21 protein-coding genes are annotated in these 20786 nt (G+C 71.0%); 13 read left to right on the forward strand and 8 right to left on the reverse strand.

Annotated elements, in window-relative coordinates; translation table 11 throughout:
• The first annotated feature begins 133 nt into the window (after positions 1–133).
• Positions 134–892: an IclR family transcriptional regulator gene (locus tag QRX50_RS00300; protein ID WP_285969984.1), complete on the forward strand. Its 759-nt coding sequence runs from the start codon at positions 134–136 to the stop codon at positions 890–892.
• A 67-nt stretch (positions 893–959) separates the two neighbouring features.
• Here QRX50_RS00300 and QRX50_RS00305 read toward each other — a convergent pair whose 3' ends face one another.
• The 3 genes from QRX50_RS00305 to QRX50_RS00315 all read right to left on the reverse strand — a co-directional run bounded on the left by QRX50_RS00305 (position 960) and on the right by QRX50_RS00315 (position 4380).
• Positions 960–2099: a hypothetical protein gene (locus QRX50_RS00305; RefSeq protein WP_285969985.1), complete on the reverse strand. Its 1140-nt coding sequence runs from the start codon at positions 2097–2099 to the stop codon at positions 960–962.
• Positions 2100–2443: 344 nt separating this feature from the next.
• Positions 2444–2929: a hypothetical protein gene (locus QRX50_RS00310; protein ID WP_285969986.1), complete on the reverse strand. Its 486-nt coding sequence runs from the start codon at positions 2927–2929 to the stop codon at positions 2444–2446.
• Entirely contained in the window at positions 2929–4380 is a 1452-nt protein-coding gene (locus tag QRX50_RS00315; RefSeq protein ID WP_285969987.1) for an aromatic amino acid ammonia-lyase, read from the reverse strand. Before QRX50_RS00315 ends, QRX50_RS00310 begins: the two co-directional genes overlap by 1 nt.
• A gap of 83 nt (positions 4381–4463) precedes the next feature.
• Here QRX50_RS00315 and QRX50_RS00320 point away from each other — a divergent pair, with 83 nt between their 5' ends.
• Genes QRX50_RS00320 through QRX50_RS00330 form a run of 3 tightly spaced genes read left to right on the forward strand, consistent with a single transcriptional unit; the run spans position 4464 to position 6590 of the window.
• Complete coding sequence (locus QRX50_RS00320; protein WP_285969988.1) at positions 4464–5288, forward strand: MurR/RpiR family transcriptional regulator; 825 nt, start codon at positions 4464–4466, stop codon at positions 5286–5288.
• The gene (locus QRX50_RS00325; protein ID WP_285969989.1) at positions 5254–5784 is read left to right on the forward strand and encodes an MFS transporter; all 531 of its coding nucleotides are present in this window, start codon (positions 5254–5256) and stop codon (positions 5782–5784) included. The genes QRX50_RS00320 and QRX50_RS00325 overlap by 35 nt, the downstream gene beginning before the upstream one ends.
• Positions 5781–6590, forward strand: a complete 810-nt coding sequence (locus tag QRX50_RS00330; RefSeq protein WP_285969990.1) for an MFS transporter — start codon at positions 5781–5783, stop codon at positions 6588–6590. Before QRX50_RS00325 ends, QRX50_RS00330 begins: the two co-directional genes overlap by 4 nt.
• Positions 6591–6606: 16 nt before the next feature.
• Here the strand turns inward: QRX50_RS00330 and wrbA are convergent, their stop codons facing one another.
• Positions 6607–7257, reverse strand: coding sequence for an NAD(P)H:quinone oxidoreductase (gene wrbA, locus QRX50_RS00335; RefSeq protein ID WP_285969991.1), 651 nt, complete (start codon positions 7255–7257; stop codon positions 6607–6609).
• A 170-nt stretch (positions 7258–7427) separates the two neighbouring features.
• Between wrbA and QRX50_RS00340 the strand changes: the two genes are divergently transcribed.
• Entirely contained in the window at positions 7428–7883 is a 456-nt protein-coding gene (locus QRX50_RS00340; protein ID WP_285969992.1) for a DUF7144 family membrane protein, read from the forward strand.
• Here the strand turns inward: QRX50_RS00340 and QRX50_RS00345 are convergent.
• Positions 7875–8348 (reverse strand): nuclear transport factor 2 family protein, encoded by a 474-nt coding sequence (locus tag QRX50_RS00345; protein WP_285969993.1) that lies wholly within the window; start codon positions 8346–8348, stop codon positions 7875–7877. The two genes, QRX50_RS00340 and QRX50_RS00345, sit on opposite strands and share 9 nt — an antisense overlap.
• A gap of 64 nt (positions 8349–8412) precedes the next feature.
• Here QRX50_RS00345 and QRX50_RS00350 point away from each other — a divergent pair, with 64 nt between their 5' ends.
• Positions 8413–9270: a sigma-70 family RNA polymerase sigma factor gene (locus QRX50_RS00350; protein ID WP_285974766.1), complete on the forward strand. Its 858-nt coding sequence runs from the start codon at positions 8413–8415 to the stop codon at positions 9268–9270.
• Between the two features lie 14 nt (positions 9271–9284).
• Here the strand turns inward: QRX50_RS00350 and QRX50_RS00355 are convergent, their stop codons facing one another.
• The 3 genes from QRX50_RS00355 to QRX50_RS00365 all read right to left on the reverse strand — a co-directional run bounded on the left by QRX50_RS00355 (position 9285) and on the right by QRX50_RS00365 (position 16391).
• A complete protein-coding gene (locus tag QRX50_RS00355) occupies positions 9285–9830 on the reverse strand; it encodes a type VII secretion system-associated protein (RefSeq protein WP_285969994.1) in 546 nt (181 codons plus the stop codon).
• Between the two features lie 38 nt (positions 9831–9868).
• Positions 9869–14950 carry a DUF6531 domain-containing protein gene (locus QRX50_RS00360; protein WP_285969995.1) on the reverse strand — a complete coding sequence of 1694 codons (5082 nt, stop codon included), beginning with the start codon at positions 14948–14950 and terminating at the stop codon, positions 9869–9871.
• A gap of 121 nt (positions 14951–15071) precedes the next feature.
• Positions 15072–16391 (reverse strand): Bcr/CflA family multidrug efflux MFS transporter, encoded by a 1320-nt coding sequence (locus tag QRX50_RS00365; RefSeq protein ID WP_285969996.1) that lies wholly within the window; start codon positions 16389–16391, stop codon positions 15072–15074.
• Positions 16392–16615: 224 nt separating this feature from the next.
• Here QRX50_RS00365 and QRX50_RS00370 point away from each other — a divergent pair, with 224 nt between their 5' ends.
• The 7 genes from QRX50_RS00370 to QRX50_RS00400 all read left to right on the forward strand — a co-directional run bounded on the left by QRX50_RS00370 (position 16616) and on the right by QRX50_RS00400 (position 20640).
• Positions 16616–16879: a hypothetical protein gene (locus QRX50_RS00370; RefSeq protein ID WP_285969997.1), complete on the forward strand. Its 264-nt coding sequence runs from the start codon at positions 16616–16618 to the stop codon at positions 16877–16879.
• Positions 16870–17289, forward strand: coding sequence for a hypothetical protein (locus QRX50_RS00375; protein ID WP_285969998.1), 420 nt, complete (start codon positions 16870–16872; stop codon positions 17287–17289). Before QRX50_RS00370 ends, QRX50_RS00375 begins: the two co-directional genes overlap by 10 nt.
• Complete coding sequence (locus QRX50_RS00380) at positions 17256–17576, forward strand: hypothetical protein (protein WP_285969999.1); 321 nt, start codon at positions 17256–17258, stop codon at positions 17574–17576. Before QRX50_RS00375 ends, QRX50_RS00380 begins: the two co-directional genes overlap by 34 nt.
• 133 nt (positions 17577–17709) lie before the next feature.
• Positions 17710–18147 (forward strand): VOC family protein, encoded by a 438-nt coding sequence (locus QRX50_RS00385; protein ID WP_285970000.1) that lies wholly within the window; start codon positions 17710–17712, stop codon positions 18145–18147.
• A gap of 114 nt (positions 18148–18261) precedes the next feature.
• Positions 18262–19314 (forward strand): zinc-binding dehydrogenase, encoded by a 1053-nt coding sequence (locus tag QRX50_RS00390; RefSeq protein WP_285970001.1) that lies wholly within the window; start codon positions 18262–18264, stop codon positions 19312–19314.
• 34 nt (positions 19315–19348) lie between these two features.
• Entirely contained in the window at positions 19349–19837 is a 489-nt protein-coding gene (locus tag QRX50_RS00395; RefSeq protein WP_285970002.1) for a VOC family protein, read from the forward strand.
• 14 nt (positions 19838–19851) lie between these two features.
• Positions 19852–20640, forward strand: coding sequence for a MerR family transcriptional regulator (locus QRX50_RS00400; RefSeq protein WP_285970003.1), 789 nt, complete (start codon positions 19852–19854; stop codon positions 20638–20640).
• The last annotated feature ends 146 nt before the right edge of the window (positions 20641–20786 follow it).

The raw sequence follows: 20786 nt of genomic DNA on the forward strand, positions 1-20786 counted from the left end.
CCCGTCCACTGAATGATCGGATCGGGCCACTGAACGGCACGTGAACGGACCTGGTCAACGGTGGTGCACGGGCCTCTCACTCGGCGGTCACCGATCGATTGTGGCGTTCACTCAGCGAACGTAGGATGTGGACATGACCAGCGCACCGGACCACCTCGTCGGCCGCGCGGCCGCGGTGCTGCGCGCGTTGTCCCACGGCCAGGGCTCGACGACCACCGAGGTCGCCCGCGCTGCCGGCCTGGCCCGCCCGACCGCGCACCGCCTGCTCACCGCACTGGGCGACGAGGGGTTCGTGGACCGCGACCAGCGCACCGGCCAGTGGCACCTGGGCCCGGAGCTGTACCTGCTCGGCGAGGTCGCCGCCCAGCGCTACGACGTGACCGAGCACGCCCGCGCGAGCGTCCACCGCCTGGCCGAGGCCACGGGCGAGAGCGCGTTCTTCTCCGCCCGCCGCGGCGACGAAACCGTGTGCCTGCTGCGCGAAGACGGCAGCTTCCCGATCCGCTCGTTCGTCCTGTACGAGGGCGCGCGCTTCCCCCTCGGCGTCGTCTCGGCGGGGCTCGTTGTGTTGTCCTTCCTGCCCGACCGGGACATCGCCGAGTACCTCGGCCGCGTCGACCTGACGCAGCGGTGGGGCGCGGCGCACAGTGCCGACGAGCTCCGGGCCCGCATCGCGCGCACCCGCGAGACGGGCTTTTCGCTCAACCCGGGCCTGGTCGTCGAAGGCAGCTGGGGCCTGGCGGCCGCGGTCTTCGGCCGCTCGGGCGCGCCGGCGTGGGCACTTTCGCTGACGGGCGTGGCGTTCCGCTTCCCGCCGGACCGGCTGACCGAGCTGGGCGCGCTGCTGCTGCGTGAAGCCCATGCGCTGACCCGGAAACTCTCCTCGGCGTAGGTTCCATCGTCCACAGTGGACTAGAAGAAAGGACCTCTGCTACGTCGCGCGCAAACCCGCGTAGGTCTCAGCTCTTGCGCGCGAGCGGCCAGCGGCGGCCGATCGCGACGTGCAGGATCACGGACACGCCGATGGCGTTGAGGGTGACGTGGCCGACCCAGCCGATCGGCGTGCCGCGGTTCCAGTGCAGTTCTTCCGCCAGCGCCAGCAGGGCCACGTGCAGCACCGCGGCGAGGGCGAGCGTCAGGAGCAGGGACACGGTTCGTTCGAGCCACGCGGGCCCGCGTGCCGGCAGGGCGTCTTCGAAGAGCATGCCGACCACGAGCCCCGCGGCCACGAAGTCGCCGGCGAGCGCGGACAGCGTCGGGACGGGCAATCCCCGCAGCACCACGTAGGTGAGGATGCCGGCGCCGATGGTCACGACGTTCGCGCAGACGAACCGCACCCACTGCTTGCGCACGTAGTGGAACGGCCAGCCGCGCCACATCACGAACAGCAGCACCTGCCACACGCCGATGAACGTGAGCACCGCGCCGAACACACCGGGATCGAGCAGGCCGTGGCCGCCACCCTTGAACGGGGTTGCGCCGAGCAGCAGCACGTAGAGGAGGATCGAGATCGCCCACGACAGCACCACCGCGCAGATGCCGCCGGGGATGGGCTTGAGCCACAGCCGCAGCGGCCAGTGTTCGCTCACCAGTGTCAGCTGGAGCATGACCACGAACGCCGCGCCCGCGAGCGGCATGGTCACGGGGAAGGTGCTCAGCTCGAGGTTCTCCGGCGTCGGATCGAAGATCGCCGCGAGCGACAGGTGACCCACCACGGCCTCACCGAAGAGCGTGAGCGCGATCCCGCCCACCGCGATGAGCGCCAGGTCCGCCCAGCCCGCCCAATCCGGCCCGAGCCGCGTGCTCGGCCAGTCCTCCCACCAGAACGCGATCATCGACACCACCGGCAACGCGAACGTCACGATCGGCGCGAGCACCAGCAACGACGACTCCGCACCCCCGGCCCCGATGGCGATCAGCACCGCGACCACGATCACCGGCACGAGGCCGGCCAGGCCGAGCCCGGGCTGCCGCACCCAGCGCGACGTGCCGGGCCCGGTCGGGTCGGCTCGGCGATGCCGTGCTGGGCGGCTGATCGCGGGGTGGCGTGTGGTGGCCGCGGTGCCTGCTTGGCCGGCGCCTTCCGCTCTGCCGCTCACCGCGAGCCGTGCTCTCCGTCAGGCACACGCCCGCCAGTCTGGTGCCTGGGCCGCAGTTCCATGGTCGTACCGCTCTTGTCGTCGGCGTTCCGGTCCCCAGAACGCCGTACCGCGTACACCGACGAGGCCGTCCACGTGGCTCGGGTGCGGCCAGGCTAACCAGCGCCTCAGGTCATCTCAAGAACGCCGCGACCGGCGATGACGTTCGGGCACGCCCCCGGCCCCACTCGACGTAGCCGGTTCCGCCGCGGTCTGAAATCCTTTTCGGACACTGGGCGCGCCGGATCTCCCGTAGAACGCCCAGCTTTTTCACGGCACGCAGGCCGGACCAGCTGACCGCGGATTCAGGAGCCGGCTCCGCGGACAACACGCAGTCGCTGCGCCGCGGCGCTCCGGATGCGCCTGGTGGCGCCACTGGAGCTCAGGGCTTCGAGGGTCTGCTCGACGTTGATCGTGGTGGCCGCCCGCAGCTGCAACCAGTTCGTCCAACGTCGTACGTCGAACTCCGGGCCGTCGCCCGCAGCCACCCGGTCAAGGATGACGAGTTCGCGCGCCCGGGTCGCCGCGAACTCGCGGCTGCGGCCTTCGGGGAGGGCCGCTACGAAGTCCGCCCGTTGAGCCTCCGGCAGAACATCCAATGCCCGAACGACGACCGCAGCCGCGACGGGCAGGTCGGGCTCGTCCTCGATGAGGTCCAGCACCGCCGGCCACTCCTCGGCCCGCCCGACCGCCTCGGCGTACACGGCCCATCGGGCGTGCCCGTCGTCGAGGTCACGAGGGGCGACACCGAGCCTCCCCACGAGCGCCGCCAGCCGTTCCTCGAAGCTCATCACAGCACAGCGAGCCGGTCCAACAACCGCTCCGCCAGGCTGATTTCGGCGCTCAGTGGGTGATCCTCCGCGAGGTAGGGCAGGGTGCCCTCCGCGAGGCGGAAGGCTTCGCGCAGCGGGGTGTCCGGCAGGGCGACCCCGGAGAGGCGCAGGGCGCGCACGGCGGCGAGGAGCTCGCAGGCCAGCACGGTGCGGTAGGCGGCGGTCGCGGCGACCGTGCTGCGGACGGCGTGCGTGGAGAAGCTCGCGTGGTCCTCCAGGCCGCGGGAGATGACCGCGGTGCCGAGCGTCACGGGGGACGAGGCGTGGCGGAGGGTGCCCAGGGCGTCGTGGGCGACGTATTCCAGGATCATGATTCCGGAGCTTCCGGCGGGGCCCTGGGCGAGAAACGGGGGCAAGCCGCTCAGGTCCGGTTCCACGAGATCGCCGAGGCGGGCCGTGGACAGCTCGGCGACGTGGTGCAGCGCGGCCCGCAGGTGGTCGAAAGCCAGTGCGACGTGGGCCGTCGAGAACTGGCCGTGGTGGTAGGCCTGCTGGGTCTCCACGTCGATCAGCGGGTTCTCGGCCGCGGCGTTGATGTCGATGTCCAGGACCCGCTCCACCGAGGCGGCCGCGTCGAGGGCCGGGCCCTGGACCTGCGGGAAGGCGCGCAGGCCGAACGGGTCCTGAAGGCGGCGGCCCTCCACGACCTCGTCGCCTTCGAGCAGCAGGCGGCGAAGTTCGGCGGCGCAGAACACGGCGCCGGGGTGGGGGCGGGCGGCGTGGACGCGCGCCGAGTAGGCCTCGGCGGAGCCGCCGAGAGCGCAGAAGGTCAACGCCGTCACCACATGGGAAGCGGACAGGAGCCGGCGCAGGTCGTGCCAGGCCAGGACGGCTTCGGCGAGGGTGGCGGCGTTGCTGGAGATGAACGCGAGCGCGTCGCCCGGGCTGATCGGCAGTGGGTCGAGGTCGCCGGCGGCCCAGGGCAGCTCGCCGGCCAGCGTCAACGCGACTTCGGCCAACGCGGTCAGGTCACCGGTGCCGATGGCGCCGCGCGAGTGCACCAGGGGAAGAGCCCCGACTCGCAGTGCGGTCTCCAGAGCACGCAGCAGGCGCGGGTGCACGCCGCTGCCGCCGGCCGCCAGCTGATTGAGCCGGACCGCCATCACAGCGCGCACGACCTCGTCCGCCAGCGGCTCGCCCGTGCCGCCGGCGTGGCTGCGCAACAGACGCAATCCGTGGTGGTCGGCCGACTCCGGGTCGACCACCGTGTGCCGGTTCGCGCCGACGCCGGTGGTGCGGCCGTAGACCGCGCGTTTGGCCCCCAGCTCCACCGCCAGCTCATAGCTGGCCGCGGCGCCGGTCACGGCCTCGGGCGCCAGCTCCGTCCACGCGCTGCGACGCGCCACGCGGACCACGTCGGCGCAGCGGAGGCCGGACCCGCTGATCTCGATGCGGCTGGAGTCGGTCATCGCCACCCCTCTTGACAAGTTTTCATTCATTCCTATGGTGACATGAAACTATTCATTCGCTCCGCTGGCAAGGGAGGCCCGGGTTGTCCCGGTCGCTGCACGAACTGCTCACCGCCCACCGGCTGACTCCGGCGCAGCGGCGCATCGCCAGCTACCTCACCGACCACGCGGCCGAGGCGGCGGCGCTGACCAGCGGCGAGCTCGCGGAGTACGCGCAGGTCAGCCAGCCGTCGGTCACGCGGTTCGTCGCGTTGCTCGGCTTCGACGGCTACGCCGGGTTCCGCCGCTACCTGCGCGAGGCCACGGCCGAGCCCGAGCCGGAGTGCGGCGGCAACAAGTTCCAGGACGCCATCGACGCCGACCTGCGCAACCTCACCACCCTGCGCGTGCAGCTGGCCGACGACACGCGGCTGCGCGCGATCGCCACGACGCTCATGGACTCCGTGCCGCTCGTCGTCGCCGGTTACCGCGTCTCGGCCGCGCAGGCCGCGTCGTTCGCCTACCTCGCCACCAAGATCCACCCGGACGTCCGCCTGCTCACGGACCCCGGCAGCGTCTTCGGCGACGCCCTGCGCCGCGCCCACCGGTGTGGCGCCCGGGCGCTCGTCCTCGTCGCGCTCCCCCGCTACCCCAGGGAGAGCGCCGCGGCCCTCGAGCAGGCTCGCGCACTGGGCCTGCGCACCCTCCTGATCACGGACCGGCCCGTCTCGGCGCTCACTCCGCTCGCCGACGACGTGCTGCACGCGGGCGTCGCCTCCGAGTTCGTGTTCGACTCCCACGCCGCGGTCGCGTCCCTGACCGCGGCGCTGGTCGAGGCGATGGCCGACGCGGCCGGCGCCCTGGCCCGGCAACGACTGGAAGGCTTCGAAGACTATGCCGCAGAGCAAGACCTCTTCCTCCCCGAGTGAGGCAGGGGCAACGGCGTTCGACGACGTCCCGCTCAACCGCTTCCACCTCCGCATCACCGCGCTGACGTTCTGCGCCAACTACTCCGACGGTTACGAGCTCGGCATCATCAGCATCGCCCTGCCGTTGATCGCGTCGCAGCTCGGGTTCGGCACGGTGTGGGAGGGGCTGCTCGGTGCGTCGGCGCTCATCGGGATCTTCCTCGGCAGCATCGTCGTCGGCTGGGCAGCGGACAAGATCGGCCGCCAGCGCCTGTACACAGTGGACTTCCTGCTGATCGCCGTCGCCTCGGCCGCCGAGTTCTTCGTGACCAGCCCGACGCAGCTGTTCATCCTCAGACTGCTGATCGGCATCGGGATCGGCGCCGACTACGCACTCGGGCCGACACTCGTGGCGGAGTTCGTGCCCCGCAAGTACCGCGGCGGGCTGCTGGCTTCGCTCACCGTGCTGTGGACCGTCGGTTACGTCGCCGCGTTTTCCTCGGCAACTAGGTCGTGAGCCTCGGCGGCGAGTCGTGGCGCTGGCTGCTCGCGTCGAGCTCCATCCCCGCGATCGCCGTGGTGCTGCTGCGGATCGGCGTGCCGGAGTCACCGCGGTGGCTGCTGTCACAGGGCCGCGTCGACCAGGCCCGGGCGGTCGTCGAGCGGCTGCGCGGGAACGTCGAGGCGTTCGAAGACCTCGTGCGCAACCACGTCTCGGCGCGACGCGTGCGCTACCGCGAGCTGTTCGGCAAGAAGTACTGGCGCAACACGGCGTTCGGCACGATCTTCTACAACGCCCAGGTGGTCCCCTACTTCGCCATCTACACGTTCCTGCCGCTGGTACTGCTGAAGATGGGCGTCGGCGAGGAGGACACGACCAGCGACGGGCTGCTGAACCTCTTCCTGCTCGCCGGCAGCCTCGGCGGCCTGTGGCTGGTGGCGAAGATGTCGCGGCGCGGCCTCACGATCTGGTCGTTCGTGTTCCTCATCGCCACCATGGCGCCGATGGCGATCTGGCCGGACGCGCCGACCGCGTTGCTCTTCCCGCTGTTCCTGGTGTTCACGTTCACCATGTCGGCCGCCGTGAACCTCGACCAGGTCTACCCGCCGGAGCTGTTCCCCACCGACCTGCGCAGCTCCGGCGTCGGCCTGCTCAACGGCCTCAGCCGCGTCGGCTCGGCCATCGGCACCTTCCTGCTGCCCCTGGCACTGGACGGCATCGGCTTCTCCCCCACCATGCTGATCCTCACGCTGGTGCTGGTGGGCGGCCTGGTCGTCTCACTGTTGTGGGCGCCGGAGACGAAGAACTCGACGATGGACTGACCCGCCGCGGGCCGACCTACCGCGCAGCCTCGGCCGTGAGCCGGGGCTGCGCGAGGCCCGTTTTCAGCGCCGCGGCCATGGTCGCCACGCGGTGGCCCTGCGCGCGGGCCGCGGCCAGTGCCGGCTCGTCGACGGCGATCGGGCCGTCCTCACCCGTGCTGTGGCTTGCGCCGTAAGGGTTTCCGCCCGAGTCGTCGACGTGGCCTTTGAAGCCGGGCGGCACGAGCACGCCGCCGAAGTGGTAAACGGAGTTGTACAGCGCGAGCAGCGTCGTCTCCTGCCCGCCGTGGGCCGAGGCGCTCGAGGTGAACCCGCTGTAGACCTTGTCCACGAGCAGGTCGCGCGCCCACAGCCCGGTCAGCGTGTCGAAGAACTGCTTGAGCTGGCTCGCGACGTTGCCGAACCGCGCGGGCGAGCCGAACACGATCCCGTCGGCCCAGAGCAGATCTTCGTGCGTGGCAACGGGAACGTGACCGGTCGCGGCCAGGTGCTCGCGCCAGTCGCGGTTGCGGGCGATCGCGCTCGCCGGCGCGATCTCCTCGACGCGCCGCATCCGCACCTGGGCCCCGGCCGCCGAAGCACCTTCGCACACGGCCTCAGCCAGCGTGAACACGGTTCCGGTCGCGGAGTAGTAAACGACCGCGATCCGGCAGCACCCTTCGGACATGACCCGCTCCCCTCGCTGTTCCGCCCAATATCGTATCATCTAAAACAGTTTCACATGACACAATGACCGAAACTAACCAACGCGACGCCCACCTCATCCCGCGCGGGCGAGGACTCCCGCACGCGGCCGGTCCACCGTGGGGCGACGGGAAACCGAGGAGAGGCACGGCTATGTCTGACTACATCCGGATGCAGGGAACGGACCCGCGGGCGATGGACTCGGCGAGGCCGGGCTTCGCCGAACCGCGCGCGGCCAACGGGTGGACCGCGTTCGCGGCCACGATCGCGATGCTCGCCGGTTTCTTCAACATCATCATCGGGCTCGTGGCGCTGTTCAAGAACGACTACTACGTGGCCGCGCCCGGTGGCTACCTCGTGATGAACCTGACCGGCTGGGGCTGGCTGCACCTCATCGTCGGCGCGCTCGCGGCCGCCGCCGGCGCCGCGCTGTTCAGCGGCGCCGGTTGGGCCAAGGTCGTCGTGGTGGTCCTGGCCGGGTTCAACGCGCTGGCGATGCTCGCGTTCATCTCGGCCGCCCCGGCGTGGGGGCTGATCGTGATCACGCTCGACGTCCTCGTGATCTGGGCCGTGATCGCCCACTCGGTGCAAGCCGAAACTTCAGTCTGAGAGCTTCACGGGCAAGACCTCACCCAGCGCGGGTGAGGCCTTTCCCGTGAGCGGGGTGCTGTCGACGTAGTGCATCTCGTACACGCGCTCGGTGAACTTCCAGCCGTCGGCCGTAAGCCGGTAGCGGTCGTGGTACACGGAGTGGTTGAGGTGCGAGCTGCCGTCCCGCAGCCGCCCGAACTCCACGATGTAGGCGCGTCCGGTGGCGGTGTCGCCGCCGAGGCGGATCGAGCCTGGGTGCACGGTCTGCAGGAAGTACTCCCACAGGTCCCGGGCCCGTTCGATGCCCCGGCGGATTTCGGCGCGGCTCGCGAACTCGATGCCGCCGTCGGGAATGCGCAGCACGCCGTCTTCGGTGAAGAGCGAGGCGAGGCGGTCGTAGTCGTGCGTCATCCCGGCGTCGGTGAACTCGGCGCACAGCGCGCCGAGTTCGACGCGGTCGGCGATGGCCTGGAAGTCGGTCATGGTTCTCCTGTCACATCCTTCGTCCGTGGTCCGTCAACGCTCTGACGGACCACAACGGAGGAACCTGACAGTGGACGCGATTCTGGTCGAGCAGTTCGAAGCGCACCGCGACCGCCTGCGCGGGGTCGCCTACCGGATGCTGGGCTCGGTGACCGAGGCCGAGGACGCCGTGCAGGAGGCCTGGCTGCGGCTTTCGCGCGCCGACCCGGGCGGCGTGGCGAACCTCGGCGGCTGGCTGACCACGGTCGTCAGCCGCGTGTGCCTCGACGCACTGCGCTCGCGCAAGTCCCGCCGCGAGGAGCCGCTGGAGACGCACGTGCCGGACACGATCGTCGCCGCCGCGGACCCGGATCCGGCGGAACAGGCCGTGCTCGCCGATTCCGTCGGGCTCGCGCTGCTCGTGGTGCTGGAGACGCTGTCACCGGCCGAGCGGCTCGCGTTCGTGCTGCACGACCTGTTCGGCGTGCCCTTCGCGGAGATCGCGCCGATCGTCGGCCGCACACCCGCCACCGCCGCGCAGCTGGCCAGCCGCGCGCGCCGCCGTGTCCGGCGCGCCGCCCAGCCGGACGCCGACGTCGCCGCCCAGCGCGAGGTGATCGACGCGTTCCTGGCCGCCTCCCGCTCGGGGGACTTCGACGCATTGCTGGCGGTGCTCGACCCGGACGTCGTGCTCCGCGCCGACGCCGGGGTCGCCGGCGGCTCCCGGCTCGTTCGCGGCGCCACGGCGGTGGCCAACCAGGCCGTGCTGTTCGAACAGATCGGCGCCGAAAGCCGGCCCGTGCTCGTCAACGGCGCGGCCGGCCTGGTCGCGCTGGTGGACGGCAAGCCGATGTCGGTGTTCTGCCCGACGGTGCGCGCCGGGCGGATCGTCGAGATCAACATCCTCGCCGACCCGGAACGGCTCGCCTCGCTGAACCTGTGACGCGTTCCGGGAGTTCAGCCCACCAAGGTGGCCCCGGGCACCCGCACGTTGAGCGCGCTGCCCGGGTTGAGCAGCAAGTCCCGGGTCGCCAGCTCGGCCGCGAGCTCAACCACCCCCACCGGGCGGAACTCCTGGCCGGGCCGCGGTTCGGGCAGGTAACCTTCGGACGTGAAGGCCGGCACGACCTCACCGTCCTCCTGCGGCATCGTCACGACCGGGCGATCCGGTTCCGCCACCACGTAAACCGTTGCGACGAGCAGCGCTGCGTGGACACCCGCGTTGTCGCCGTTGCCGGTGATGACCGCCTGCAACGCGGCCTCCAGCTCGTTGGTGGGCCGGGGAATACCCAGCGCCAGCGTGCTCGGGCGGTAGTCCGGGTTGGGGATGAACTCACCGGCGATCTCACCGTGCTCGTCGACCCGGTAGGCGCCCGCGATCGCGGCGCCCGGCACGTCCTCGGCGCCTTCCATCGCCGGGTCCACCACGTAGAGCCAGCTGTCCGGCGACTGCCGCGCACGCTCACGCAGCTCCGCGGGCAGCGGTTCCGGGGTGGTATCCACAACTGTCTCCCATTCGTTTTCCGGCTGGATCGGCGTGCTCAGTCCTTGGGTGGCACGGGTGGGCCACCTTTGGGAGGCGGCGTCGGCACAAAGTTCTCGTTGTCGATGAATGTGGGTTTGGGCCAGGCGTTCGTGTCATTCGGATAGACGATGTTCGGATGCTTGCCGGGCTCGCCGGGCACTACATTGTAGTGACCGTCGACCTTCCACGCACCGGAAATCTGCGAGCCCGGGATGTGGTCGATCGCGGCCCACTCGTTCTGGTTGTCGAAATGCGGCAAGCGGTCCGGGTGCGAAGGCAGGTGGACCATCGTGCCCGGCTTGTTCTCGATCTGGTACACGTAGCCTTCGTGCTTGAAGAACGTCTTGTTGTCGGTCTTTCCCCAGAAGCCGGTCTTCGTCGTTTCGACGAGGGGATCGTCGCCCACCTTGGGTGGCACGAACTGCATGCCGCTCTCGTAGTCGCCCGAGGTGGAGACGTACCCACTCCCGGATTTCCACGACTGGTGCTGGTGATTGGCGATGTCGTAGTTGGGGCCCTTGGTCGGCATGGTGTTGCGAAACGCGTCGGACGTGAGGCCGTCCTTGAAAATGACCTCCGGTTTCGTGCCTGACCCGTGGAAAACCCAGCCCTGGGGGTTTTGCGGGTTGTGCGAAAAGTCCGGGGTGGCCTGGTGCTTCTTCGCGTCCACGATTTCCTGGTCGGTGCGTGGCGGGGTCGCGCCGTCGGAACTGTGCGACGGCCCGGGCTCCGGCGACGCCGATCGCGACGGGTTCGGCGTGCTGCCGGTGTCGCCGACGTGGGCGGGTTCGTCGGTGCTGCCCGCCCGGCTCGACGTGGTGCCGGTGCCGCCTCCCGCCTTGCAGCTCGTCGGTGCCAGCCCCAGCGGGTCGGCGACGCGCAGCGGGTTGCTCACGTACGCGGCCGGGTTGGGCGCGGGCGCGAGACCCAGCGGGTCCTGGCTGACGTACCGGCCCGCGGCGGGGTCGTAGTAGCGGTAGACGTTGTAGTGCAGCCCGGTTTCCGCGTCGAGATACTGGCCGGGGAAGCGCAGCGGGGTGGTCGTCGCGCCGCCGCTGCCCGGCAGGTCGCGGCCCCACACCGTGGTGCGGCCCGCCCAGACCGGCCGGCCGGCGCCGTCGAGCAGCTCGGCCGGCCGGCCGACGGGGTCGGTCACGATGGTGTGGAACAGCCGGACGTCGCCGACGCTCTCGTGCTGGGCCACCGGTGTGTCGGTGTCGGGGTCGTAGTCCCAGGTGCGCACGCGGGTGGTCCCGTCGGCGAGGCGGTGCGACTCCTCGACGAGTTTCCCACCGTCCCACACGAACTCGACCTGCTCGGCGATCTCGCCGCCCGGCCCGAAGCGCTGCTTGGCGATGCGCCGGCCGACAGGGTCGTAGCGGTAGCGCCACCGCGTGCCGTCCGGAGTCGTCACGCCGGTCAGCCGGTCTTGGCCGTCCCAGCCGTAGCTCCACACGAGCTCGCCGACGCGGCGCTGGACGACCCGGCCCTGGGCGTCGTGGCGGTAGGAGATCGCGCCCGCCGAGGTGAGGGTGTTGCCGACGTAGGCCCGCGGGCCGCTTTCGGGCGCCGCCTGCCCGGCGACGCCGCTGAAGACGATGTTGCCCGCCACGTCGTAGCGGAAGCCCTCGCGCCGGTCGGCCGCGATCGCTTCGACGACCCGCCCGGCCGGGTCGAGCCGGAAGTCCGCGGTGCCGGAGAGGCTGTCGGCGGTGCGGACGAGGTGGCCGTCGGCGCGGTAGTCGTAGCGCCGGCGCAGGCTCGGGCCCTCCTGCGCGGTGAGTCGCTGCTCGGCGTCGTACGCCTGGGTCAGCACCACCGTGCCGTCCAGCGAACGGCCCGTCTCCTTGCCGGCCGGATCGCGGTCGAAGGCGAGCACGTGGCCCCCGCCGGCGAGGCCGACCGGAGCGCCTTGGTCGCCGAACGACCACGAACTGTCCACTCCGGACGGGGTGCGCCGGGTGACCCGGGTGCCGTCCGGGGCGTAGGTGAACGTGGTGGTGCGGCCGTTGATCGTCTGGGCGACGACGCGGCCCTTCTCGTCGCGTTCGTACTCGATGACCGCGTCAGCGTTTTCCGCGCGGCGCAGGCGGCCGACCGGGTCGTAGGAGTTCGTGGTGAGCCCGTAGGGCGTGCGCCGCGCGACGACGTTGCCCAGCGTGTCGTAGGTGAGCTCGGTGAGCTCGCCGAGGCCGTTGAACGCGCGAGCGAGCTGTCCGGCGGCGTCGTATTCGAAGCGGAGCGTGCGTCCGTCGAAGTCGCGCTCTTCGGTGACGCGGCCCGCGTGGTCGTAGACGTAGCGCCAGGTCAGGCCGAGCGGGTTGGTCACCGCCAGCAGGCGCAGCTCGGTGTCGTACGCGTACGTCGTGCGCCCGCCGGCCTCATCGATCTCGGCGACGACCACGTCGAACGGGCCGTACTCGCGCCGCGTGACGGCGCCGGTCTCGCTGACGTGGGCGACGTCATTGCCTTCGCCGTCGTACGACCACTGCTCGCGTCCGCCGGCGGGGCCGGTGCGCGCGGCTCGCAAGCCTTCGACCGTCCAGTCGAGCCGCACCTGCCCGCCGGGTGTGTCCACGAGCGCCGGCCGGCCGAACAGGTCGGGGATGTAGCCCTTCGTGGTCCGCTCGGCCTGCGCGACCGCGTCGGGCAGCACGGCGGCGCCGGCGACGCTGTCGGGGCGGAACTCCCCGGCCACGCCGAGGCGCGCCGAGAACGGGTCCAGTGGCTCGTCGTACGTGCGGGTCCAGGTGCGCTCACCGTCGCGGACGGCGATGGCGGCCACCGCCCCACCGCGCAGCGCGACCTGCACGACGCTGCCGTCGGGCCGGACCAGGCGGCTCAACGCGCCGGTGTCGTCGTACTCGTAGGAGGTGGTGCGCCCGAGCTTGTCGGTGCGCATGAGCAGCCGGTCGTAACGGTCCCAAGTGGACACCGTGGCGTGGCCCGCCGCGTCGACCTCCCGCACGACCTGGTTGGCCTCGTTGAGGTGGTACTCGGTGCGGTGGCCGAGCGAGTCGGTGTAGACGGTGACGAGGCGCTCGCGGTCGTAAGCGAAGGTGCCGTCGCGGAAACCCTTGTCCCCCACCGTCTTCACGCACCGGCCAGCCGCGTCGTAGACATAGCGGTACCAGGTTCCGGTGCGGTCCTGCCAGCCCGTGACGCGGCCTTGGGTGTCGTAGTCGAACAGCATCGGGCGGCCCGAGGAGTTCACGACCTGGGTGAGCCGGCCATCGGTGTCGTAGCCGTAGCGGGTGACCAGCACGGTCTCGCCGGAGGCAGGGTTCACGACCGACATCGCGGTGATCCGGTCGCGGGTCACGGTGAAGGCGACCTCGTATCCGTCCGAGTGGCGGATCCGCGCCGGCCGCCCCGTCCGGTCGTAGTCGACGTCGAACCGCTGCTCGGCTCCGGCCACCGCAGTGAGAGGCAGCACGCCGGGTGCCTCTCCCACCACCGGGTCGAAGCGGAGACTGGTGCCCCGCAACGGTTCTTCGAGCACGTAACCACCGTCGAGCCGCCGGGTCAGCGGCAGCCGCCGCCCCTCCACCGGCAGCTGCGTGGTGCCCGGCGCCGGCAGCGGGTACACGAGCACCATGCCGTCGGGTGAGAAGTAGCAGACGTCCTCGTCGTCGACCTCGAGCCGCTGGTCCACTGTGGACGCCCAGGAACGGCCGAACCACCGCCCGGCGCGGTACGAGGAGACGTGCGTGCGCTCGAGCGAAAGCTCGAGGTCCAGCGGCAGCACCAGATCGGTCTGGTCGAGGATCATCTCGCCCGTCGCGACGTCGACGGGGTCCGACGCGCACACGCGGCTGTCCTTGTCCACCGAGGTGTCGCGCGGGTTGTCCGGTTTGTTCGACGGCGGCGGGCTCTTCGGCGTGCCGCCCTTCGGGGTGCCGCCGCCACCGGCGCCCGCGGGCACCGGGTCCGGATCGGTCTTGAGCGGCGGCGGGTCGCTCTTCACCGGCGGCGGGGCGCCACCTCCGCCGGTGGAGCCACCACCACCCGAGCTTGACGCGTGAGTGGCGTCGTCGCCACCCTTCGAGGCCAGTGGTGGGGTGTAGTCCTTGGCGTCGCCGTTGTAGCCCGAGGCCGAGGTGCTGTCGTCGCCGCTCGATTTACCGGGCGGCGGGGTGTAGTCCTTCGGGTTGCCCTCGTAGCCGGAGCTCTTCGTGGAGTCGTCCGCACCGGACTTGCCCGGGGGTGGCGTGTAGTCCTTCGGCGTGCCTTCGTAGCCGCCGCCCTTGGGGGTGCCGCCGCCGTCACCGCCGGGAGTTTTCCCCGGCGGAGCCTTCGGGGTGCCGGAGAGGTCCTTCGTCTTCGGCGGCGGGGTGACCTTGCCGCCCTTGAGGCCCTTGAACGCCTTCCCGGCGTCCTCGAACAGCGTCCCGGCCTTCTTCAACAGCGGCACCAGAGCCTTGAGCGCCTTCACCAGCTTCGTCACCAGGCCGGTGATCTGCGACGCTGTCTTCGCGACCGCGCTCACGACCTGCGGCACCACCCAGGCCAGCCCGATGCCCAGGGTGAACACGACCTGCAACGCCCAGCTGATCATGTGCCCGATCAGCTCGGAAATGATGTCCCGCACCAGCGTGCGGACCGCGGCCACCACCTCACCCGCGGTCTTCACCCCGGAGGATGCGCCTTCACAGCCCTTCTGCGCCGCCTGCAACGACGTCGCGAGATCCTGGCCGCGCTGCCGGTACGCATCCGAGGCTGACCCGGTCCAGGACTGCAGGTCGGCGTTGATCGCGTCGGTCAGGTCCGAGGAGACACTGCCGAGCTCCTTGGCCACGTTCGCCCAGGTCTCGGACTGCGCCTTGATCTGATCCGCGTTGCCGGTCAACCCGTTGAGCGCGTCCTTGAGCGGACCGACGTGCTCCATCAACCACGACACGCCGGCCGCCAGGATCGCCCCGAACGGGTCCATCGCCATCGACAACGCGTCCAGCGCCGTCCCGACCGCACCCATCGCCACCGACGCCCAGTCGCCCGACTCAATGGCCGTCGACAGGTCGTTCGCGGATTCGAGCAGCGAAATACCCGAATACGCCTTGGTGGAGTCTTGCGTCGGCGCGATCAGCGGATTACTCACCGCGTCAAGCTAGCAGCGCCGAACGGGCTGATCACTTGCGCGACGGGCTATTGACTCGTTGGTGCCTCTTTGGTATCGCCCGCCTGGCAGGCCGGGCAGAATGCCCGCGATCCTGAGGCGGTCAGACCGCGTCGGCGCAGGCGACGGCCTTCGGCTCGGGCTGGGCCGCGGGCTCCGGCTCGGTCACCCGCTCGTCGCCGGCCGACTCGTCCGGGACCGTGAGCTCCCACGGCCGGGCAACAACCCACAGGACCACACCCGCCAACAGGATCCCGCTGAACATCACGATCGCCATGGCGGCCGCGTTGTTGCCGATCACGCCCACGACCGGCGACACGGCCGCGCCGATGCCGAACTGCACGGCACCCAGCAGTGACGCCGCGGTACCGGCGTTGTCACCGTGGGAGTTGAGGGCGACCGCGGGCGCGTTGGGCAGGATCAGGCCGGCGAAGAACAGCACCGCCCACACCGGCACCGCGATGCCGAACATCCCGCCGAAGCCGGTGAGGCCCGTGACCAGCAAGACCGCCGCGGCCACGACGGCCGCCACGCTCGCGACGAGCAGCACCTGGGCCGGCTCGTAGCGGTTCATCAGCCGCGCGTTGACCTGCGTCGCGGCGATCAGCCAGATCGCGCTGGCGCCGAAGAGCAGGCCGAACTGCTGCTGGTCGAGACCGAACTCCTGCTGGAACACGAACGAGCCACCGCTGATGAACGCGAACAGCCCGGCCATCGCGAGGCCGGCCACGATCACCAGTCCGATGAACGAGCGGTCGGTGAGCAGCCCGCGGTACGAGCGGACCGTGGCCTTGAGCTCCCACGGCTGGCGGCGCTGCTTCGGCAGCGTCTCCGGCAGGGCCAGCGCCGCGGCGATCGCGCTCGCGAGCCCGATCACGGCGAGCACCACGAACACGCCGCGCCACTCGGTCCAGCTCAGCAGGGCACTGCCGAGCGTCGGCGCGAGCACCGGCGACACACCCATCACGAGGATCAGGCGCGACAGCAGCTTCGCGGCGTTACGGTCGGTGTAGAGGTCACGCACCACGGCCAGCGCCAGCACCGCGCCCGCCGAGGCGCCGAGGCCCTGCAGGACGCGCGCGCCGGTGAGCAGCTCGACGTTCGGCGCCACCAGGCACAGCAAGGAGGCGCCGACGTGGATCAGGCTGCCGGTGATGAGCGGGATCCGCCGGCCGAACGCGTCGGACAGCGGCCCGACCAGCAGCTGCCCGAGCGCCAGCCCGAGGACGGTGCCGGTCAGCGTCAGTTGGATCGTGGACTCGGACGTGAGCAGGTCCTGCGCGATGGTCGGCAGCGCGGGCAGGTACATGTCGATGGACAGTGGGCCGAGTGCCACGAGGACACCCAGGATGAGCACCAGCTTGAGCTGTCCGCCCCCAGCGGACACTCCTGCGCCGGGTGCGGCTTCCAGCCTGTTCGTCACAGCATCTCCCTCAGTCGGTAGCCACCTCACTCCTACGACGAACGGGGCTCGGCTATTCCGACATCCTGCCCAGATCACACCGCGCCTTTTTTCGCGTGACGCCTCGTGGTTGCCCCGCTACGACAAGGCAATCCGGTATTCACCCGCCAGAAATGTCCACAATAGACAGTTCGTATACGACAGATCACCCACGCGGAGAGCCTCTGTCGTGACAAGGTGGCCCAGTGGTGGAATCACTGCCCTCGGGGCCGGGAATGTCGGTGCGGCCGGTGGCGCTCGGGTGGTGCGGGTTGCTGCTCGGGTTCGAGCTGCTGCCCGCCGGGGCGATCCAGACGGCCGTCGGCTTCGGGGAAGGCTGGCGCGGGCTCGTCGCGGCGCCGGTCGCCGTGGTCGTGGCGTACGGGTGCGGCCGCCTCGCGCAGCTCGTGCTCACCGGCCGCTCGGGCGCGACCTGGCCGAAGCCCGCACGGAGGTGGTGGTGCGCCTGACCGACGGCCGGCTGCTCGTCCAGTGGGACCGCCTCGTGCACGGCAGCACCGGCAAGCTCGGCAACGCGCGCGGCAACGGTCCCGGCCTGCTCGACAGCGAACTGGCCTACGCGCAGCTCGGCCGCGTCGGCGACCAGACCGTGCTGCGGGTCGCCGGCGAAGGACGGCAGTGGCTGCTGAACCTGGCGCACGCGAACCCCCAGCAGGTGCTCGACCTCGTCGTCACGCGGGCCGAGAAGGCGCGCAAGGACCGAAGCTCGCCGTCCAGAACAACGCCGACCGCGCGGTGGCCGTGCAGCGCCACGGCGCGGCCGTCGCCGACGTCCGCGCCGGCACCACCGCGATGGCCGGCGGCAACCCCGGATTCAAGGCGCCGGTGTTCGTGCTCGTGGTCGCCATCGCGTGCCTGACGATCGCGGTGATGTCCTTCTTCCCCGCCCTGTCCGACCTCGTGATGACCGGCCCCGCGTCGCACACCGACGTCGCGGCCGGGATCGTGTTCGGCCTCGTCGGGCTGATCGCCGCGCGCACCTACCGGCGCTACAGCCGGGGCGCGCGGTACCTGCGGAACCACTCGGGCGAAGGGCTCGGGCAGCACCTCGAACCGCAGGTCGCGCCGGTGCCGGGCTGGAGCGCCGTCGGCCCGGCCGTGATGGTGCCGGTCAGCGCGGCGAAGGCACCGGCAGCGGAGCACTGAGCCACGGCGAGCCCGAACCACGCCCCGCAGATCTCATCAAAACCGACCCTTCCGGCGTGAGCACCCCGGACCTAGCGTTCGAATCGGGCCCCGTCACCGAGGGGGTGGCGGGCCGAACCGGAAGGCGGCCACCATGCCGATCCTCAACGCCCTGGGTGGCGTCCACCACCTGCGGCTCACCGTGACCGACCTCGACCGCTCGCGCGCCTTCTACACCGAGGTGCTCGGTTTCGGCGTCACGGCCGAAGCGCCGGGCCGCCCGGACGACCCGGCCATCCGGGCCGACCGCGACGCGCTCTACGGCGGAGTCGTGCTCGCCAACGAGAACCTGGTCCTCGGCCTGCGTCCCGTGGCCGAGAAGGCCGACCGGTTCGAGTCCGAACGCGTCGGTCTCGACCACCTGAGCTTCCAGCTCGGCTCGATGGACCGGCTATGGGAAGCGCAGGAGCGCCTCGACGCCACGGACGTCGTGCACGGCACGATCCGCGAGCTGCCGGCGTTCGGCATCGCGATCCTGTCGGTCGACGACCCCGACGGCATCCACCTGGAGCTCACCGCCGCGCTCGAGTAGTCCACTCAGGACAGTGTGGTGCACCGAAACCGGTACGGACGGTCAGCGGTCGTTGATCTTGCCGGCCGCCGCTCATTAGGGTCGACGCATAAGCCGACCCGAAGAGGAGTTTCCATGAGCGGCCTGCCGGCCACGATGCGAGCGGCGCGGTTCGACGCGGCGTCGAAGAAGCTGAGCGTGGAGACCGTGCCCGTGCCGGCTCCGGGGCGCGGTGAGGTCGTGGTCAAGGTCGCGGCCTGCGGGATCTGCCACTCGGACCTGACCCAGCTCGACGGGCACTTCACCCCGAAGCTGCCGGTGATCACGCCCGGACACGAAACGGCGGGCACGGTCGCCGCCGTCGGCGAAGGGGTGAGCTTCTGGTCGCCGGGTGACCGCGTGGTCGTCGCCGCGGGCCGGCCGTGCGGCACGTGCCGCGAATGCCGCCACGGTGGCGGGATCGACTCGTGCGAAAAGCTCGAGATCATGGCCTTCGACTACGACGGCGCCTGGGCCGAGTACCTGGTCACGCCCGCGATGACCCTGGTCGGCGTGCCGGAGCACGTGCCGCTGGAGCAGGCCGCGGTGCTGGCCGACGCGGTCTCGACCCCGTACGGCGCCGTCGGCACAGCCGGGCTGCGTCCGGCCGAGGCCGTCGGCATCTGGGGTCTGGGCGGGCTGGGCACGCACCTGGTACAGCTCGCGCGCATCTGCGGCGCGTCACCGATCGTGGCGCTCGACCCGCTGCCGGCGGCCCGCGAACGCGCGCTCGGCCTCGGCGCCGACTTCGCGCTCGACCCGCTCGACGAGGCCACGCCGGACAAGCTCGCGGAGATCACCGCCGGCCACGGCCTCGACGTCGCGTTCGACTGCGTCGGCCGGGGTGCCAGCGTCACGCAGGCCGACCGCGCGCTCGGTCACCGCGGCCGGCTGGTGCTCGTCGGGATGTCGCCCGACCAGCTGGACCTGGGGGCCGAGCTGAACTTCGTGCGGCGGCGCCACAGCGTCGTCGGGCACCTCGGTTACCGCATGAAGCACCTGTCCGACCTGGTGGAGCTGGTCGCCCGCGGACGGCTGGACGTATCGGGCTCCGTGAGCGCGATCCTGCCGCTGGAGGAGGCCGCCGAAGGGGTGCGGCGCCTGCGCGAACACGACGGTGACCCGATCCGGATCTTGCTTCGGCCTTGACCCTGACGCCGCAGGAGGGTCGAGCATCGAGGGCGTGAACGAATACACCAGCCCCGTCCCGATGCCGGCCCTCGACGCGATCGCGCCGGAGCCCTACCGCGGCATCTACGGCATGCCCATGTTCCCGATGATCCCGACGGCCGACCTCGAGGAGTCCAAGGACTTCTGGTTGCGCGGCCTCGGGTTCATCGACCTGTTCTCCATTCCCGGCCGGATCACCCACCTGCGGCGGTGGGCGTTCCAGGACGTGCTGCTCGTGCCGGGTGAAGTCACGCCCGGCTCCGCGCTGGCCATCAGCTTCTCGTGCGTCCTCTCCCAGATCGACGAGGTCGCCGCGCGGTGCGAGGAGCTGCGGCCGGGCTGCACGAGCGACCCGGAGGAGAAGCCGTGGAACTCCGTCGAGCTCACGGTTGAGACACCCGAACGGGTGCGGATCGTGCTCACCGCGGCCCGGCCGATCGACCCGGACAGCGCCCAGGCCGACGAGTTGCGCGCCGTCGGGATCGACGTTCCGCGCGGGTGAGCGACACTGGCCTGATGAGTGAAGGCCTCACTGTCGGCCGGGCGGCGGCGCTCGTCGGGGTCAGCGTGAAGACGCTGCACCACTGGGACGCGATCGGTCTCGTGCGCCCGAGTGAGCGCACATACGCGGGGTACCGGGTGTACTCGGGCGACGACATCGCCCGGGTGCACCGGGTCCTCGTGTACCGCGAGCTGGGTTTCCCGCTCGCCGAGATCGGCCGTCTGCTCGACGACCCGGCCGTCGACGCCCGCGAGCACCTGCGGCGCCAGCGCACCGAGCTCGTCGACCGGATTTCCCGCCTGGAGACGATGGTGTCGGCCGTCGACCGCATGCTGGCCGCCGCGAAGACCGGCATCCAGCTCACCCCGGAACAGCAGGTGGAGATCTTCGGCTCCGACTGGCGCCCGGAATGGGTCTGCGAAGCCGAAACCCGCTGGGGCGACAGTCCTCAGTGGACCCAGTACACCGAACGCGCCGCCGCGCTGAGCCCCGCCGACTGGCAGGAAGTGGCGGCTCGCGTGGAAAAGCTGAACGCCGACCTGGCGACCGCGCACCAGACCGGCGTCACTCCGGGCTCCCCCGAGGCCAACGATCTGGCCGAACGTCACCGCGCGTCCATGACCACGTACTTCGACTGCCCCCACGCGCGGCACGTCTGCCTCGGCCGGCTGCTGGCGGAGGACGAGGGGTTCGCGGGCTACTACAGCGAGCTCTCGCCGGGCCTGGCGCCTTGGCTGTGCGAGGTGATCAAGGCGAACGCCGCGGCCCACGGCGTCGACCCGGAAAACGCCACCTGGGACTGACCCTTTCGCCTGGTAAAACCGGAAGTGCTCACCGACGGCACAGCGCGACCAGCCCCGCCGGCGAGCGTTGCCCCCGTGCGGCGTCGCCTCACCGCCACCGCACGCGACCCGGACCACCGTGCGCCGTCCCCCGACGACGTCGAACG

It is taken from the genome of Amycolatopsis sp. 2-15 (assembly GCF_030285625.1).
GTDB lineage: Bacteria > Actinomycetota > Actinomycetes > Mycobacteriales > Pseudonocardiaceae > Amycolatopsis > Amycolatopsis carbonis.

Excerpts from the sequence above, each read along its gene's own strand:
- QRX50_RS00390 (WP_285970001.1), top strand. The coding sequence starts at position 18,262 with ATGAGCGGCCTGCCGGCCACGATGCGAGCGGCGCGGTTCGACGCGGCG.
- QRX50_RS00385 (WP_285970000.1), top strand. The coding sequence starts at position 17,710 with ATGCCGATCCTCAACGCCCTGGGTGGCGTCCACCACCTGCGGCTCACC.
- QRX50_RS00300 (WP_285969984.1), top strand. The coding sequence starts at position 134 with ATGACCAGCGCACCGGACCACCTCGTCGGCCGCGCGGCCGCGGTGCTG.
- wrbA (WP_285969991.1), bottom strand. The coding sequence starts at position 7,257 with ATGTCCGAAGGGTGCTGCCGGATCGCGGTCGTTTACTACTCCGCGACC.
- QRX50_RS00400 (WP_285970003.1), top strand. The coding sequence starts at position 19,852 with ATGAGTGAAGGCCTCACTGTCGGCCGGGCGGCGGCGCTCGTCGGGGTC.
- QRX50_RS00315 (WP_285969987.1), bottom strand. The coding sequence starts at position 4,380 with ATGACCGACTCCAGCCGCATCGAGATCAGCGGGTCCGGCCTCCGCTGC.
- QRX50_RS00340 (WP_285969992.1), top strand. The coding sequence starts at position 7,428 with ATGTCTGACTACATCCGGATGCAGGGAACGGACCCGCGGGCGATGGAC.
- QRX50_RS00310 (WP_285969986.1), bottom strand. The coding sequence starts at position 2,929 with ATGAGCTTCGAGGAACGGCTGGCGGCGCTCGTGGGGAGGCTCGGTGTC.
- QRX50_RS00345 (WP_285969993.1), bottom strand. The coding sequence starts at position 8,348 with ATGACCGACTTCCAGGCCATCGCCGACCGCGTCGAACTCGGCGCGCTG.
- QRX50_RS00325 (WP_285969989.1), top strand. The coding sequence starts at position 5,254 with ATGCCGCAGAGCAAGACCTCTTCCTCCCCGAGTGAGGCAGGGGCAACG.